The following is a 15,053-nucleotide window of genomic DNA, read 5'->3' as shown; positions in this document are numbered from 1 at the left end:
TTTACACCTCCAAAGCAAATATCTCAAATTTCGAACCAAAGCTTTAATCTGCTTTACCGCTGCTTATACCATCACCAAGATACTTGTGTGGATCAAATTCTTCAGGCTTCCCGACCTCTTCAGTAAGTATAGTAACGTTGCTATTTCCATCACAATGGATGAAACCATCTACTACCCTATATTTTTCTTCTCCATCTTCTGTTTTTATTCTAACGTCTGTTACAGCCAATTTAGCAATTAATGGAGCCCTTTTATCAAGAACACCCATTTCCCCCTCAACTGTTTTGAAAACAAGAATTTTTGCGTTACTAAATTCCATAATTTTGTATGGTGTCACAATTTTTATTTTCATAAAGCAACACTCCTATCTTTTGTATTTCATCTTTCATCATAATAACAAGGAACCGGCAGCCAACAATGACTGCCGAATATTTAATGCTTTATATTACAACCGCCTGGGTTAATTTCTTTGCTTTTTCAACGGCTTCATCTATCGTACCAACCATGTAGAATGCGGCTTCTGGAAGGTCATCGTATCTACCTTCAAGAATTTCTTTGAATCCTCTTATCGTTTCTTTAATAGGAACGTACACACCGGGCATTCCAGTAAATCTTTCAGCAACGTGCGTTGGTTGTGTCAAGAATCTTTGAATTTTCCTTGCTCTTTGAACAATTAATTTATCTTCTTCAGAGAGTTCTTCCATACCAAGGATCGCAATGATGTCCTGTAAGTCTTTATACCTTTGTAGGACCTCTTGAACACCACGCGCAACTTCATAATGTTCCTTACCAACTATATTTGGATCGAGTATTTTTGATGTGGAATCCAGAGGGTCAACTGCAGGATACAAACCAAGTGCAGCCAACTGCCTTGAAAGGACTATTGTTGCATCAAGGTGTGTAAATGTTGTTGCAGGTGCTGGGTCGGTTATATCATCAGCAGGTACGTAAATTGCCTGAACTGAAGTTATAGATCCGCGCTTGGTTGAAGTAATTCTTTCTTGAAGTTCGCCCATATCAGTTGCAAGTGTTGGTTGGTAACCAACCGCTGAAGGCATTCTACCAAGCAATGCAGAAACTTCACTACCTGCTTGTACAAATCTAAAAATGTTATCTATAAATAATAGGACATCTCTACCTTCAACATCTCTAAAATATTCAGCGACGGTAAGTGCGGTGAGTGCTACTCTAAACCTTGCTCCCGGTGGTTCATTCATCTGGCCAAAAACTAGAACCGTATTATTTAAAACACCAGCTTCTTGCATTTCAAGGTATAAGTCGTTACCTTCCCTTGTACGTTCTCCAACTCCTGCAAACATTGAGAAACCTTTGTGCTCGATTGCGATATTTCTAATCATTTCCATAACAAGAACGGTTTTACCAACACCAGCACCACCAAAGAAACCTATCTTACCACCTTTTGGGAATGGAGCAAGTAAATCTATGACTTTCAGACCAGTTTCAAGAATTTCAATTTCTGTTTTTTGTTCAGCCATAGATGGTGCAGGTCTATGGATAGGCCAGTATTCTACATCTTTTAATTCTCCATTTTCATCGATGGGTTCGCCTATAACATTAATCATTCTTCCAAGGATTCCGCGACCAACTGGAGCTTTTATAGGTTCTCCTGTGTTTTCAACTTCCATTCCACGAATGAGCCCATCAGTACTATCCATAGCAACTGTTCTTACCGTATTATCACCAATCAACTGTTCAACTTCAAGTATAAGTTTTTTGCCTGTTTGAGGATTATTTACAACAAGCGCGTCGTATATGTCAGGTAACTCACCTTCTGAAAATTTCACATCTACGACAGGACCAATTATTCTCACAATCTTTCCAATAGATTTTTTGGACACACGTATCACTCCTCCTGATTCGTGGCTTGTATACCACTCCATCACTCTCAATTAATCTTCTTTGAGTGCGTCTGCTCCTGTTACTATCTCTATGAGTTCTTGAGTAATAGACGCTTGTCTCGCTTTGTTATATTCTATCGTTAGAAGTCTAACAACTTCTTCTGCATTTTCTGTCGCATTTCTCATTGCGTTTTGCCTTGCGTATAGCTCACTTATCTTAGTCTCAAATGCTAAAGAGAACAATACTGATGCAGCGTAGAATTCTATAAGCTTAATTTGAAATTCATCTTCAAGTGGTTCAAATTCGTACCTATCACCTTTTTTTTCATTCTCCTGAGTAAATGGAACAAGTTGAAAAACATCAGGAATTTGTGCAAGCTTACTTCTAAACTTTCCGTAAATTACCTTTACTTTTGAGACATTATTTAAAACTAAATCACTAATTAGCGTTTGTGCGAATTCAAATGTTGGTACCTCGTAAGCATGCTCGTATATACGTTGAATTTTTTCATGCTTCTTAAATATAGGAGCAAGTTTTGTACCAACTACGTATATGTAGTCAAAGTTTTCTTTTTTATCCAAGCTTAAAGCTTTCTTAGCAATTTCCGATGGGAAAGAACCACAAAGTCCCATATCTGTACCAATTACAACAAGTGCACTTTTACCTTCGCCATTAATGAATGGATGCTTAACATCAAAATGAACTTTCTCAACTATGTTTTTTGTTTCGTTGAGAAACTCACGAGCCATCTTCAACCTTTTTTCAACTTTTTTTATTTGAGCGGTTGAAACCATTTCCATTGCTTTTGTTATTTTCTTTAAAGATTGCGTGGCATTTATGCGTCTTTTGATTTGTAATAGTTTACCACGACTCATTATTTATCACTTCCCATAGAGTTTAACAAATTCTTCTTTGAACTCCTTTATTGCTTCATGTAATTTTGATTCGTTTTCTTTTGAAAGTTGCTTTGTTGTTCTTATTTCATTTAAAATATTAACGTATCTCTCTTTTATAAACTTCAATAGCCCTTCTTCAAAAGCTCTAACTGCACTGATGGGTAAATCATCAAGGTATCCGTTTATACCGGCAAATAGTACCGCTACTTGATCTTCTACTTCCATAGGACTGTACTGTGGTTGTTTCATTAATTCCATCAATCTTTGCCCACGTGTAATTTGCGCTTGTGTAGCTGTATCAAGTTCCGTTGCAAATTGTGCGAACGTTTCAAGTTCTTGGAATTGTGCTAAATCAAGTTTTAAGGAACCAGCAACTTGTTTCATTGCTTTTATTTGTGCTGCACCACCGACACGTGAGACAGAGAGACCGATATTAACTGCTGGACGTTGACCAGCGTAGAATAAACCTGGTTCAAGATATATTTGCCCATCGGTAATAGAAATAACATTTGTAGGAATATATGCAGATATATCGTTTGCTTGCGTTTCTATAATTGGCAGAGCGGTTAACGAACCCCCACCGTATTTTTCATTTAATCGGGCTGCCCTTTCAAGAAGTCTAGAGTGTAGGTAAAAGACATCGCCAGGGTAAGCTTCCCTTCCCGGTGGTCTTCTAAGGAGCAGAGAAATTTGTCTATATGCGACCGCATGTTTGGAGAGGTCATCGTATACAACTAATGCATCTTTTCCGTTGAACATGAAATACTCGCCCATGGCACATCCAGCATATGGAGCTATGTATTGTAATGTTGCTGGATCAGATGACGCGGCAACAACAACAGTAGTGTATTCCATTGCGCCAGTTTGTCTAAGTTTTTCAACGATTCTTGCTACGGCGGATGCCTTCTGACCGATTGCAACATAAATACAATAGACACCCTTACCTTTTTGGTTTATTATGGTGTCGATAGCTATAGCTGTTTTACCTGTCTGTCTGTCACCTATAATTAACTCTCTTTGTCCTCGTCCAATTGGAATAAGTGAATCAACAACCTTTAGGCCAGTTTGTAGAGGAGTATCTACAGGTTTTCTGAAAATAACACCAGGTGCTTTGAATTCTATAGGTCTTGTTTCTTTATATTCTACTGGTCCAAGTCCATCTAAAGGTTCACCAAGAGGATTAACAACGCGGCCGAGTAAACCTTCGCCAACTGGAACTTCCATTATTCTGTTTAAACGTCTAACCGTGTGTCCTTCTTTTATATCTTTATAATCACCGAGTATAATTATACCGACGTTGTCTTCTTCTAAGTTAAATGCAAGTCCTTTCGTGCCTGTCTCGACGAATTCAACCATTTCATTCGCCATTACATTGTTTAAACCGTATACCCTTGCTATACCATCACCAACTTGTATAACCTTTCCTGTATCTTCCAGTCTTATTTCTTCTTTGTAATCAGATATTTTTGTTTCTAAAACTCTTACGATTTCTCCAGGGTTTAATCTCAAGGTATCACCCCTCTCTATTTAGAGCGTTTCTTGCGATATTTTGAAGTCTTCCCTTAACCGTTACATCAAATGTTTTACCGGCGAATTCCATGACGACACCAGCTATTAGGCTATCATCCACTGTAACATTAAAGACCGGTTTTCTGTTAGTGTATTTCTCGACAAATTTTGAAAGAATTTCTTCTTCCTCTTTTGAAAGTTCCATGGCCGAGGTAACATTAACTGGTATAAGTCCTTTATCTTCAAGAATAGTATAGTCAAAGAAAGAAATTATTTGATTAATATACTTTAGTCTTTTATTTACGATGAGTAAGTTAATAAACTTACGAAAAATTTCGTCGTATTCAATTTTCAACTCTTTCATGATATTCAAAACAAATTGAACACGATTTTCAGGTTTAATCGCTTGGTTGTTTAGATATACTGATGCTAAGTTATAAATATCTCCAAGAATGTTTAGGAGTTCTTTGTAAGTCTCAGTTTTTCCGTTGGTTTTAGATATGTTGTACAAAGCCAACGCATATTTGCTCGCAATTGCCGAGTACATCATTTTTCATACTCCTTTATAACCTTAGCAAGATATTCTCTCTTTGCTTTTTCATCAAGTGTGCCTTTGAGCACTTTCATTGCAAGATTAATAGCAAGTTCCGTAGCAATTGTCTGTACTTGCGCGAGCGCTTCTTGTTTTTGCTTTTCGATTTCTAAGTAAGCGTTTTGTAAAATTTTCTCAGCTTCTTTTTGGGCTTTTTGTTTGGCTTCTTCAACTATCTTTTCAGATTCTGAGTTTGCAGAAGCGATTATTTGTTCAGCTCTTATACGAGCATTTTTAAGCTCTTCTTCGGCATTTTTCTTTATTTCTTCAGCTTGTTTCCTAAGTTTTTCAGCTTCTACAATTTCTCCTTCAATTTTCTCTTTCCTCTTTTCCATCATTCCCAGGAAAGGCTTATAAAGAAGCTTATTAAGAATCCATAGTAAAAATAGAAAATTTAATAATTGTACTACAGCAGTTAAGTTAATTTCAAAAAAGTCCATATACCTCGCCTCACAAAGCGAATAGTATCAAAAAGGTAATAAGCAATGAGTAAATACCTGTTGTTTCAGCGATAGCGTCTGCAAGCAACATCCTTGTAACAATAACGTTTGTAAGTTCTGGTTGCCTTGCGATAGCATCCATTGCGTGTCCACCAACGTGACCTTCACCTACACCAGGACCAATTGCACCAAGTCCCATACAAAGTCCTGCCCCAATAGCTTTACCAGCAGTTATAATAGCATCCGCAATAATCTTTACGCTTTCTTGATCCATCGTAAATACCTCCCTCTTTAAGTGTTAAGTGTAATGATATTTGCTCAAATTTACGACACTTGAGAAGATATATATGCAACAGTCAACGTTGAAAAAACAAACGCTTGAATTAACCCAGAGAATATTCCGAAATATCCCCATAAAAATGGTGGTAGGAATAAGTATTTTACAAAGTAGCTTAGTGTTAAAACAAGTATTCCTCCGCCTGTTATATTTCCAAACAAACGTAGAGAATGTGAAACTGGTTTTGCGAGTTCTCCAATTATATTCATTGGTAAAAGAAATGGTACTGGTTCAAGAAAACCTTTGAACCATTCTTTTATGCCCTTTGCTTTTATTCCAAAGTATTGGCTAATTAGGAATACCATTACAGCGTATGTTAGATTTGTATTAAGATCCGATGTTGGAGGGAACCAAGTGTCACTAAATAAGACGAATTTAACATTTCTTATTACTTCTCCACCATCTGTAATTGTTTTGGATACATCGACTGAGATACCTGGTATAAAACCACCTATCAAGTTCGAAACGGCTATGTATATAAAAAGTGTTGTAGCAATTTTAAAAGTTATATTTGCGTACTTTTCATCAGGAATACTACTCTGTACAATATCGTAAATAAATTCCATTATCGACTCAGCAAATGATTGTTTCTTTGTAGGAACAATGGAATAGTCCTTGTTAACTTGCTTTGCGAACCAAATGATAATTCCGATAATTACAAATGACATGACAATTGTCATAGGATTTATCCTTTGATACCATGCACCTGTAGATGGACCAACGATCCATCTATTTGCAACATTTTTAAGGGCATCACCTGGAGTGGGTGGAAGTCCGCCTAATTTTATGTTAAGTATTCCAATGGTTACATAAGCGACCAAAAAAAACAGCAATTGAACTTTAGCTTTTGTGCTCATTTTCCTTTTTTTTGTCAATTTTACCACCTCCAAGAGAACAAATAGATAACCATTTTTAAATTAATCATTCCTATGAAAGTACCTATTATTCCCCACATAGGCTCTTTTGTTATAAGAGTGGATAAAAGAAAGAGCGAAGCATAAAATATGTATCTTAAACCATACATTTTTGGAATTTTAAATGAACCTAAAGTTATTATATCATAATTCTCGTAACTTTTTGCAATAAACAAAAGTCCGAGCAATGAACCTATAGTCCCAAAGAAAAGCCCAATTATTGCGCTCCAAAGACCAAATATTATGAATAATGTTAACTCAACTATTATAAAAGGTATAGAATACTTTATTATGTTTTTTAATATTCCCTTTAATGTTTTACGTAAATTTTCATCAAATTTTATATCTGTGATGAGATAATTTGTTTCAATATTATTGTTATTATTTTCGTTTACTTCATTATCATTATCCTGAGCCAATTTTAGTAATTCTTGATAAGCTTTTGACTTTTTGACTCTTAGTGGTACTTTTTCATTACTTTTCATCATTTTTTGATTTTTGTTCTCTTTGTTCTTCTTTTTCATATTTTTCAACTTCTTTCAGTATATACTTTATACCATTGTAGATACCTGAAGCTAAACCTAAGAATACAAATATTATCAGAAAAATTTTACCCGTACCAAACATATTATCTAAGAACATCCCTATTATAATACTAACTAATATGTTCGCGATAATCGTAAATCCAAAGCCTGTGACTATATTCATTTTTGATATTTCTTTTCCTATATTAGCACCTACACTGTTATTTTTTCTCTTCGACATTAAATTCACCTGAGAAGCGTTTAATTTAAATAATTATTATCTCCCTTGGTAGAGTTGATAATATTTCACATCCATTTTCCCTAACCACAACATCCTCTTCTATCCTTATTCCAAACTCTCCTTCGAGATATATTCCAGGTTCAACCGTCACAATATGTCCATCCTCAAGAGGTTTTTCATTTCTATAACTTAGACTTGGATTTTCATGTACTTCTAAACCGAGTCCATGGCCTAAGCCATGGCCAAAATATTCACCGTATCCACTTTCAGCAATATGATTTCTTGCGAGTGAATCAATTTCTTTGCCTGTAATTCCAGCTTTTATCGCATCGAGTGCTTTTTGTTGAGCCTCGTACACTATTTTATGAACCTCTTTCACTTTATCTGAAGGTTCACCAATTGAAAATACTCTTGTCAAATCACTGTTGTATCCTTTGTACCTTGCTCCCCAGTCAACGACAATTACCTCTCCTTTTTGGATAACCTTTTCCGATGCTTTACCATGTGGTAATGCCCCTCTATAGCCAGATGCGATTATTGTATCAAAAGCTCTATCATCTGCTCCAAGTAATTTCATTTGATATTCTAAATAAGCTGCTAGCTCATATTCTTTCATACCAGCTTTTGCTATTTCAAGCATCTTTTTGAACGCTTCTTGAGCGATTTCAACTGCTACTTTTATTTTTTCAATTTCTTCTTCTGTTTTTTTTGAGCGTACCTCAAGCAATAAAGAAGAAACATCTTCAAATTCGATTTTTAATTTTTCTCTCAAGGCTTCAAAATAGCTAGCTGATATCCTGTCTTTTTCAATAGCAAGCTTTTGTAACTCCATAGAATTTATTAATTCAGCGACGGTATCTAAAAATGTTTTGGGTGGTATGTATTTAACTAATTCAAACGTGCTTTCTTCTTTTACCTGTGTCCAATAGCGTGAATCGGTGACAATAAGATGTCTTTTTGGTGTGATAAGCAATGCGGAGAAACTTCCAGTGAAACCTGAAAGATATCTTGTTGTAACAGTGTTTGACGACTCAATATTCAAAACCAATATTCCATCAACATTCCTCTCAAAAACTTTTGCTTTGACTTCTTCTAAACGTGTATTCATTTAAGTAACCCCCTTCAAAAATCATTCAAATTTATGGTAAAAAAATTATTAATATTTTACACTTGGCGTGCTCGGCGGGACTTGAACCCGCAATCTTCGGATCCGGAGTCCGACGCTCTATCCAATTGAGCTACGAGCACTGAAAAAACTATTCTTTTGTAACATTAAATGAATAAACAGGTATTTGAGCAATTTGCGTATCTTTCAATTCTAAATTAGACAGCATTTGTCTAGTTTCGTTGTTAATTATAATACATTCTGGCTTTTTTTCAATCTCAGAAAGTGATTTGAAAAAATCTTTAAAGATTCTATATACAAAAAAACCTTTTGAAAACAACGTATAAGCTGTGTACGGATCTTCGGAGAACGCGATTCCAGATGAGATATTGAATTTATCATCGAATGGAACTTCTATTATAATTGCAAATTCAGCTTTTATCTCTTGTGGTTGTTTTATTTTGGTTATTTCGAGTTTCTTTGCCCTTTGTGGATTATTAATATAGTCTAATAAAAGCTGTTCGGCACTGAAGCGGTCATCGTCTTTTTTTTGGTATGCTTTTGCCATCTGAGTTGTCAATCTTTCGTCTATAAAAAGTACTTCTTTACCCTGCTTTAAAAGTTTTATACCGAACTTTATAACTTCAAATGTTTGCGTAGAATAATTTCCACTCATGGATAATGGTATACCTAAAATTATTTTTTTGAATGACGATATCTTTGTATGTATTTCCGAGGTTTTAATTGTTCCGCTCTCAGAAACAAAAACGTTTCCAATGGCATAGCCACATTTACTTTTTCCATAATCAATGGCTATAATACTCATCTATAATATTTCCTCCAAGTTTTTCGATATTTCCAATCTTGCTTTCGTTTTCAGTAACTTCATCTAGTGCTATAACCATCTTTGACGGATTTTTTGGATCGGGGAATAATTTTGCATGTATTCCTTTTTTTCTTAGCTCAATGAGATTTTCAATAGGTTTTTCAGTCCTTAAAATATATTTTAAGTTCTGAGTCATGCATATATCTCTCCTCTATCAGTCTGTATATTTCTTTCATAGATAAGGCCTCGAGTTGAAGAGTGTATCTTTCAAAATAAGGTAATTCAATTTCTCTTTCTTTAAGCCTTGTTATTTTTTCTGGAATAAAATCAACAGGTTTAACTATATTTTCAACTATTCCGCCGAGATCTTTGTAAATGCTCTTTACAACCCCCTTTGGTATATCGTAATTTGATAATATAGCCTCAAAATCATCTTGTTTCATCGGAAGATATATATTTAATTCTTCAACTATCTTTTCCAAGTTTTCAAGCGGAGGGAATAATTTTTTCAGTGATTCGTATCTTTTATTCACGTCTTGTGTTGAATAATTTAACTGCAGCAGCACATTTCCATCTCCACTTACTGCATCAATTATTTCACTCAGAGTATAAGGGAAGTCAAAGAGTCTCACTTCGACCTTTCCAAATAAACCAGGTAATCCATCTGTATTCGTTGAAGAAATAAGCCTCTTTATTTTTCTTTTCTTTACAAGATTGGATATAATTAGTCTTTGGAATGGGGCAAGCTGTGAAGAGTAAAAGACCGTATCTCGAGCGGACATCTTTTTTACGTAATTGTTGAAGAAAATTTCTACAGAGTTATGCGTTGAGAATAGATAAACAAGTGAAGAAACAGTATTGTTGAGAGACTTTGGCTGATTTCTCTTATCTTCTATTGAGAATTCAGATTTACCTTCAACTTCATAAATTGGAAGATTGGTTTCGAAATTAAATATTGTTGTGTAAAATGCTTGCTTACCAAATTTATAGATTATTCTTTCAAATAGTTCTTCATCAAAATTTCTCAAGAAGTGAATTTCGTTTAAAACTATAAAATCAAAATCATCTAGGTTGGAGATGAAATTATCAGCGTAAACCGCGTTTGTCACAATGTGTCTTCCATTACCTCTGTTAACAGAATTAAGTAATGCTAAGCCTTGTATATTATGTCTCTGTAAACTTTCATAGATATGCATGGCTTCGATACTCGACGGATTTATAATTAATACTCTTCCTTTTCTCATTAAATCATATAAAAATGCATTCCTATAGTGCATCTTAAATCTAATAACTGCTGGCCTTTGTATTTTGTATAAATTGCTTACTTTTTCAATTCTGGAGAATATATCATCTTCTATATGTTTTTGACTGTACTCTTCTTCTTTCTGTTGTTTCCAGTTCACGCTAAATGAATGCAAAAAGGCTCTATCCATAACATCATCATCACTTATATGATAAAATTTTAAATCCAAAACATTAAGCTGAGGACCAGCTTCTCCAGTCCTTAAGTTGCCAACAACGTCCATTCGTATAAATTGTGGTTGAATACCATACATTTCATTTGGTGAGAATTTTAGTCCAAACCCTACACCTTCTATGCTATTGCTATTACCTTTTAGAGTTAATCGAATGTTGTAACCTGTTTCACCAAAGATTTTAAATCGTTCAACTGGGCTGTTTTGTATTAAAAATACTGGCTCAGGATTACCATGTCCGTATGGCTCTAATAATTCTATTGATTTTAATAAATCTTCATTTATTTCATCTACAGATATTTTTTCATCTACGGCAATTACTTCTTCTACTTTTATATCTTCTTCTCTTATTTTTTCGCGTATTGCTTTTATCAGCTCTGGAATTTTTTCTTCTTTCAAGCTGAAACCAAGTGCCATTGTGTGCCCACCAAAATCTTCAAATATATCTCTAAATCTTTCAAGTAATTCTATTATGTTAACACCTTGAACACTCCTAGCAGAACCTCTTCCTACTCCATCTTCGATGGATATCACCATAACAGGTTTGTTATACAAATGCACAAGTCTTGTGGCGACTATCCCTATAACACCAAGATGCCATCCATAACCGTAAGCAACAACTATTGGTAAACTATCAAGGTTATTTGATTCAATCATCTGTACAGCTTCGTTATATATTTTTGCTTCGATACCCTGCCTTGTTACATTATATCCTAACAAAATCTCTACAAGCTCAGTCGCACTTGCCTCATCTTTGGTGACTATCAGTTTAAATGCATCATCAGGAGAATCGAGCCTGCCAGCTGCATTAAGTTTTGGAGCGATTCTATAACCAATATCGCGCGTACTTATCGTGGCAATACCTATTTTTTGAATAAGTCGAACAATGCCGAGTTTAGCTGTATTGTTAAGCCTTTTTAGGCCTTCTCGAACAATGTACCTATTTTCGTCTAAAAGTTCAACCATATCTGCAACTGTACCAAGGGCAACTAAATCTAACAATTCATCGGTTACAGATGGTGGGATATTCATTTTTTCTGCTAGTGCGGTAATAAGTTTGTAGGCGACTCCTACTCCTGCAAATTCCTTGAAAGGATATTCGTCGTCTGGTCTTTTTGGATTAACAATCGCATCGGCGTTAGGAAGGGTTTCTTTTGGTTGGTGATGATCTGTTATAACAATGTTTAGACCAAGTTCCTTAGCCTTATCAACGGCTTCAAAAGCGGTTATGCCACAATCTACCGTTAAGATTGTTTTGAATCCCTTTAGAACAATCTCTTCGACAAATTGTGGTTGGATACCGTAACCATTATCCACACGCTTTGGAATGTAGTAATCTACGTTCCATCCATTTTCTGAAAGAAAAGTGTAAAGTACAGCCGTACCAGTAATACCATCCACGTCATAATCGCCGTGGATTATAACTTTCTCGCCGTTGTCTCTTGCTCTTAACAATATTTCAACGGCTTTCTCCATGTCTTTTAATAAAAATGGAGAACGTAGTGTTTGACGCGTTGGATTAAGAAATCTTTTGGCATCTTCTTCTGTTTTTATACCACGCAGTACCAATAACTTTGCAACGAACTTATTTACACCCAGCCTTTCAGAGAGTTCTTGAACAAGGTGTTCATCTACCTGCCTTAATTCCCATCTCATCAGCTCCTCAACCTTTCTATTTTAAATTTTTCATTCTACAAGAAATTTTATCACGGATTTGAATTTTTTGGTTAAATTCTTATGTTAAATTTCAAAAACAAAGTATGTCATTGTTCGCTTTACGAACAAGATTGTGGTATAATTATACGTGAGTTCTGTATTTCATAATTCGAGGAGGGGTAATCGTGGGAAAGATGCTTTTAAGAGGTGGAACAGTTGTTACAGTTACAAATGGTACATTTGTTGGAGATGTATTAATTGAGGATGGAAAGATTAGTAAGGTTGGTAAAAGTATTAAGGTGAAAGCGGATAAAGTTTTAGATTTATCCGGGAAGTATGTTTTGCCCGGTTTTATCGATGCTCACTCACATATTGGATTGTACGAAGAGGCAGTTGGAGCCATGCAGGATGGTAATGAGATAGGAGAGCCTATTACTCCAGAAGTGCGAGCTATAGATGCTTTTAATCCTTATGATATTGCCATCAAAAGGGCACTAGATGGTGGGTTTACAACAGTTATGATTGTTCCGGGCAGTGCAAATGTCATTGGGGGGCAAGGGGCGATTATTAAGTTTAAATCTCACATCGTTGATTATTGTATAGTTAAATCACCAGCTGGACTAAAGATGGCAACAGGTGAAAATCCAAAGAGAGTTTACGGAGAACTTAAAAAACTTCCATCAACAAGACTTGGAATTGCTGCTTTGATGAGATCGTATTTTATGAAAGTACAAGATTATATTGAGAAAAAGAAAAAAGCAATTGAAAAAGACGGAGTTTTTCTAGATAGAGACCCTAAACTTGAAGTCGGGGAACTTGTTCTTAAAGGTGTTATCCCTGCAAGAATACATGCTCACAGAGCTCAGGATATTGTAACAGCAGTTAGGATAGCCAAAGAATTTAACTTTAAACTTGTCATTGAACATGGTACTGAAGCGTACAAGGTTGCCGATTATTTGGCTGAAAATAATATACCTGTTGTGGTTGGACCATTTGGTTTTAGAACAAAGATAGAACTCAAAGACCAGACGTACGAAAATGTAAAAATACTTAATGAAAAAGGAGTTTTGACAGCTATAATGGTTGACCATCCTGTGGTTCATCTCGAGTACGCAAATATGCATGCTGCACTTGCCATGAAATATGGTGCGAATAAAGATGATATTCTCAAAATGCTCACAATTAACCCTGCAAAAATTCTTGGAATAGATGATAAAGTTGGTTCCATCGAGGTAGGTAAGGATGCGGACATAGTTATTTGGGATAACGACCCATTCCTTCCACAGGCAAAGGTTGAAAAGGTGTTTATCGAAGGTAAAGAGATAGAATGGTGGGGAGAAAAATAAACCGATACTTCGAAAAAAACAAAAGCCGAGCTTAAAGCTCGGCTTTTTAATTGAAACCGAACTGAATATTATTTTTTTACCGCTTTTGCCATTTCTACAGCTAATTTTCTCAGTCTTTCAAAATCTTCTTCTTTAGGTGAAAACTGCACTTCTACAGGTTCTCCAACCATTTCCCATTTATTCTTTTGAATGTATTCCACGATACCTTTAACTCCTCCGCCACTCCATCCATATGTTCCAAAAACACCGAAAACGCGATTTGGAAGTCCTTTGTGGGAAAGGTTTATAATTAAATTTTCCATTGGAGGGAATATCCAATTGTTATATGTACACGTACCGAGAATAATGCCTTTGAATCTCCAAATTTCGTTGATTATAAATGATTCATGCGTTGTTGATGTGTTCATGACTCTTATATTCTTCACACCTTCTTCAGCAAGTACCCTTGCTATATAATCTGCCATCTTTTCCGTATTGCCATACATTGTACCGTAAGCTATGACAACACCTTCTTCATATTCGTATTTACTCCATCTATCGTAAGCTGATATGATATGTCCGGGATTGGTTCTCCAAACGGGACCGTGTGTCGAGCATACGATTTTAATCTCTAAAGAACTAAGCTTTTGAAGAGCCTTTTGAACCATTGGGCCGAATTTTCCCACTATGTTTGAATAGTACCTTCTGATTTCGTTTTCGAAATAATTTACGTCAACTTCGTCATCAAATATTCCACCGTCTAAAGATCCAAAGCCACCAAAGGCATCACCGGCGAAAAGTATTTTGTTATTTACTTCGTAAGTCATCATTGTTTCAGGCCAATGTACCATCGGCGTCATGTAAAATTTTAACGTTTTGTTTCCAAGATTAATTTCGTCTCCCTCTTTTACTTCATAAAAATTACCTTCTAAATGATACATGGCTTTTATGAATTCGAACGTTTTTTTGTTACCCACAATTTTTACATTTGGAAATGCGTGGACAATAGAAGAAATTGCACCGGAATGGTCTGGTTCCATATGGTTAATAATTAGATAATCAAGAGATTTGCCATCTAATATTTGGTTTATCTTTTCGATGTACTCTTTCATTTTATTGACTTTTACAGTATCGATAAGCGCAGTTTTTTCATCTACTATTAGATAGGAGTTGTACGAAACACCCTTTGTGAGTGGCCAAATGTTTTCAAATAGATGAGTATCTCTATCGTTTACTCCAACGTAGTAAACACCATCCACGATTTTTGCAACAATTTCCATAATGATACCCTCCCTTTTTGATGTAAATAAACTATTTTACTTCATTTTTTATTTTAACATTTTATAAAAATAT

The 15,053-nt window shown here is 35.4% G+C and carries 16 protein-coding genes and 1 tRNA gene; 1 reads left to right on the top strand and 16 read right to left on the bottom strand.

Annotated elements, in window-relative coordinates; translation table 11 throughout:
• Positions 1 to 43 precede the first annotated feature (43 nt).
• From AS161_RS06305 to recJ, 15 genes are all read right to left on the bottom strand, one after another.
• Entirely contained in the window at positions 44 to 352 is a 309-nt protein-coding gene (locus AS161_RS06305) for a F0F1 ATP synthase subunit epsilon (protein ID WP_011993510.1), read from the bottom strand.
• An 88-nt stretch (positions 353 to 440) separates the two neighbouring features.
• Positions 441 to 1,859, bottom strand: a complete 1,419-nt coding sequence (gene atpD / locus AS161_RS06300; RefSeq protein WP_011993511.1) for a F0F1 ATP synthase subunit beta — start codon at positions 1,857 to 1,859, stop codon at positions 441 to 443.
• Between the two features lie 51 nt (positions 1,860 to 1,910).
• Positions 1,911 to 2,735, bottom strand: a complete 825-nt coding sequence (atpG, locus tag AS161_RS06295; protein WP_011993512.1) for an ATP synthase F1 subunit gamma — start codon at positions 2,733 to 2,735, stop codon at positions 1,911 to 1,913.
• A 6-nt stretch (positions 2,736 to 2,741) separates the two neighbouring features.
• On the bottom strand, positions 2,742 to 4,265 hold the full coding sequence (gene atpA / locus AS161_RS06290; protein ID WP_164542158.1) for a F0F1 ATP synthase subunit alpha: 1,524 nt from the start codon (positions 4,263 to 4,265) through the stop codon (positions 2,742 to 2,744).
• A gap of 4 nt (positions 4,266 to 4,269) precedes the next feature.
• Positions 4,270 to 4,815 (bottom strand): F0F1 ATP synthase subunit delta, encoded by a 546-nt coding sequence (locus AS161_RS06285; protein ID WP_164542157.1) that lies wholly within the window; start codon positions 4,813 to 4,815, stop codon positions 4,270 to 4,272.
• Positions 4,812 to 5,297, bottom strand: a complete 486-nt coding sequence (gene atpF, locus AS161_RS06280) for a F0F1 ATP synthase subunit B (protein WP_011993515.1) — start codon at positions 5,295 to 5,297, stop codon at positions 4,812 to 4,814. The genes AS161_RS06285 and atpF overlap by 4 nt, the downstream gene beginning before the upstream one ends.
• Before the next feature lie 10 nt (positions 5,298 to 5,307).
• A complete protein-coding gene (locus AS161_RS06275) occupies positions 5,308 to 5,571 on the bottom strand; it encodes a F0F1 ATP synthase subunit C (protein WP_011993516.1) in 264 nt (87 codons plus the stop codon).
• 50 nt (positions 5,572 to 5,621) lie between these two features.
• The gene (gene atpB / locus AS161_RS06270; protein ID WP_164542192.1) at positions 5,622 to 6,491 is read right to left on the bottom strand and encodes a F0F1 ATP synthase subunit A; all 870 of its coding nucleotides are present in this window, start codon (positions 6,489 to 6,491) and stop codon (positions 5,622 to 5,624) included.
• 20 nt (positions 6,492 to 6,511) lie between these two features.
• Positions 6,512 to 7,072, bottom strand: a complete 561-nt coding sequence (locus AS161_RS06265; protein ID WP_041256779.1) for a hypothetical protein — start codon at positions 7,070 to 7,072, stop codon at positions 6,512 to 6,514.
• The gene (locus tag AS161_RS06260; protein WP_164542156.1) at positions 7,023 to 7,313 is read right to left on the bottom strand and encodes an AtpZ/AtpI family protein; all 291 of its coding nucleotides are present in this window, start codon (positions 7,311 to 7,313) and stop codon (positions 7,023 to 7,025) included. The genes AS161_RS06265 and AS161_RS06260 overlap by 50 nt, the downstream gene beginning before the upstream one ends.
• 25 nt (positions 7,314 to 7,338) lie before the next feature.
• On the bottom strand, positions 7,339 to 8,421 hold the full coding sequence (locus AS161_RS06255) for a Xaa-Pro peptidase family protein (RefSeq protein ID WP_164542155.1): 1,083 nt from the start codon (positions 8,419 to 8,421) through the stop codon (positions 7,339 to 7,341).
• Positions 8,422 to 8,484: 63 nt separating this feature from the next.
• A tRNA-Arg gene (locus tag AS161_RS06250) sits at positions 8,485 to 8,561 on the bottom strand.
• 8 nt (positions 8,562 to 8,569) lie between these two features.
• The gene (gene ruvX, locus AS161_RS06245) at positions 8,570 to 9,244 is read right to left on the bottom strand and encodes a Holliday junction resolvase RuvX (RefSeq protein WP_164542154.1); all 675 of its coding nucleotides are present in this window, start codon (positions 9,242 to 9,244) and stop codon (positions 8,570 to 8,572) included.
• Positions 9,225 to 9,440 (bottom strand): hypothetical protein, encoded by a 216-nt coding sequence (locus AS161_RS06240; protein WP_041256782.1) that lies wholly within the window; start codon positions 9,438 to 9,440, stop codon positions 9,225 to 9,227. Before AS161_RS06240 ends, ruvX begins: the two co-directional genes overlap by 20 nt.
• The gene (gene recJ / locus AS161_RS06235) at positions 9,406 to 12,375 is read right to left on the bottom strand and encodes a single-stranded-DNA-specific exonuclease RecJ (protein ID WP_164542153.1); all 2,970 of its coding nucleotides are present in this window, start codon (positions 12,373 to 12,375) and stop codon (positions 9,406 to 9,408) included. The genes AS161_RS06240 and recJ overlap by 35 nt, the downstream gene beginning before the upstream one ends.
• A 194-nt stretch (positions 12,376 to 12,569) precedes the next feature.
• Here recJ and AS161_RS06230 point away from each other — a divergent pair, with 194 nt between their 5' ends.
• Positions 12,570 to 13,721, top strand: coding sequence for an amidohydrolase (locus AS161_RS06230; RefSeq protein WP_041257055.1), 1,152 nt, complete (start codon positions 12,570 to 12,572; stop codon positions 13,719 to 13,721).
• A gap of 68 nt (positions 13,722 to 13,789) precedes the next feature.
• Here the strand turns inward: AS161_RS06230 and AS161_RS06225 are convergent, their stop codons facing one another.
• Entirely contained in the window at positions 13,790 to 14,980 is a 1,191-nt protein-coding gene (locus tag AS161_RS06225; RefSeq protein WP_011993524.1) for an FprA family A-type flavoprotein, read from the bottom strand.
• Positions 14,981 to 15,053: the final 73 nt, after the last annotated feature.

The organism is Fervidobacterium sp. 2310opik-2, assembly GCF_011057735.1.
Classification (GTDB): Bacteria; Thermotogota; Thermotogae; order Thermotogales; family Fervidobacteriaceae; genus Fervidobacterium; species Fervidobacterium nodosum.
This window is presented reverse-complemented; position numbering and strand designations above follow the sequence as displayed.

Coding starts and splice junctions, on each gene's coding strand:
- AS161_RS06230 (WP_041257055.1), top strand. CDS start 12,570: ATGCTTTTAAGAGGTGGAACAGTTGTTACAGTTACAAATGGTACATTT.
- AS161_RS06265 (WP_041256779.1), bottom strand. CDS start 7,072: ATGAAAAAGAAGAACAAAGAGAACAAAAATCAAAAAATGATGAAAAGT.
- AS161_RS06260 (WP_164542156.1), bottom strand. CDS start 7,313: ATGTCGAAGAGAAAAAATAACAGTGTAGGTGCTAATATAGGAAAAGAA.
- AS161_RS06275 (WP_011993516.1), bottom strand. CDS start 5,571: ATGGATCAAGAAAGCGTAAAGATTATTGCGGATGCTATTATAACTGCT.
- atpG (WP_011993512.1), bottom strand. CDS start 2,735: ATGAGTCGTGGTAAACTATTACAAATCAAAAGACGCATAAATGCCACG.
- AS161_RS06305 (WP_011993510.1), bottom strand. CDS start 352: ATGAAAATAAAAATTGTGACACCATACAAAATTATGGAATTTAGTAAC.
- AS161_RS06225 (WP_011993524.1), bottom strand. CDS start 14,980: ATGGAAATTGTTGCAAAAATCGTGGATGGTGTTTACTACGTTGGAGTA.
- atpB (WP_164542192.1), bottom strand. CDS start 6,491: ATGAGCACAAAAGCTAAAGTTCAATTGCTGTTTTTTTTGGTCGCTTAT.
- ruvX (WP_164542154.1), bottom strand. CDS start 9,244: ATGAGTATTATAGCCATTGATTATGGAAAAAGTAAATGTGGCTATGCC.
- AS161_RS06285 (WP_164542157.1), bottom strand. CDS start 4,815: ATGATGTACTCGGCAATTGCGAGCAAATATGCGTTGGCTTTGTACAAC.
- AS161_RS06240 (WP_041256782.1), bottom strand. CDS start 9,440: ATGACTCAGAACTTAAAATATATTTTAAGGACTGAAAAACCTATTGAA.
- AS161_RS06255 (WP_164542155.1), bottom strand. CDS start 8,421: ATGAATACACGTTTAGAAGAAGTCAAAGCAAAAGTTTTTGAGAGGAAT.
- recJ (WP_164542153.1), bottom strand. CDS start 12,375: ATGAGATGGGAATTAAGGCAGGTAGATGAACACCTTGTTCAAGAACTC.
- atpF (WP_011993515.1), bottom strand. CDS start 5,297: ATGGACTTTTTTGAAATTAACTTAACTGCTGTAGTACAATTATTAAAT.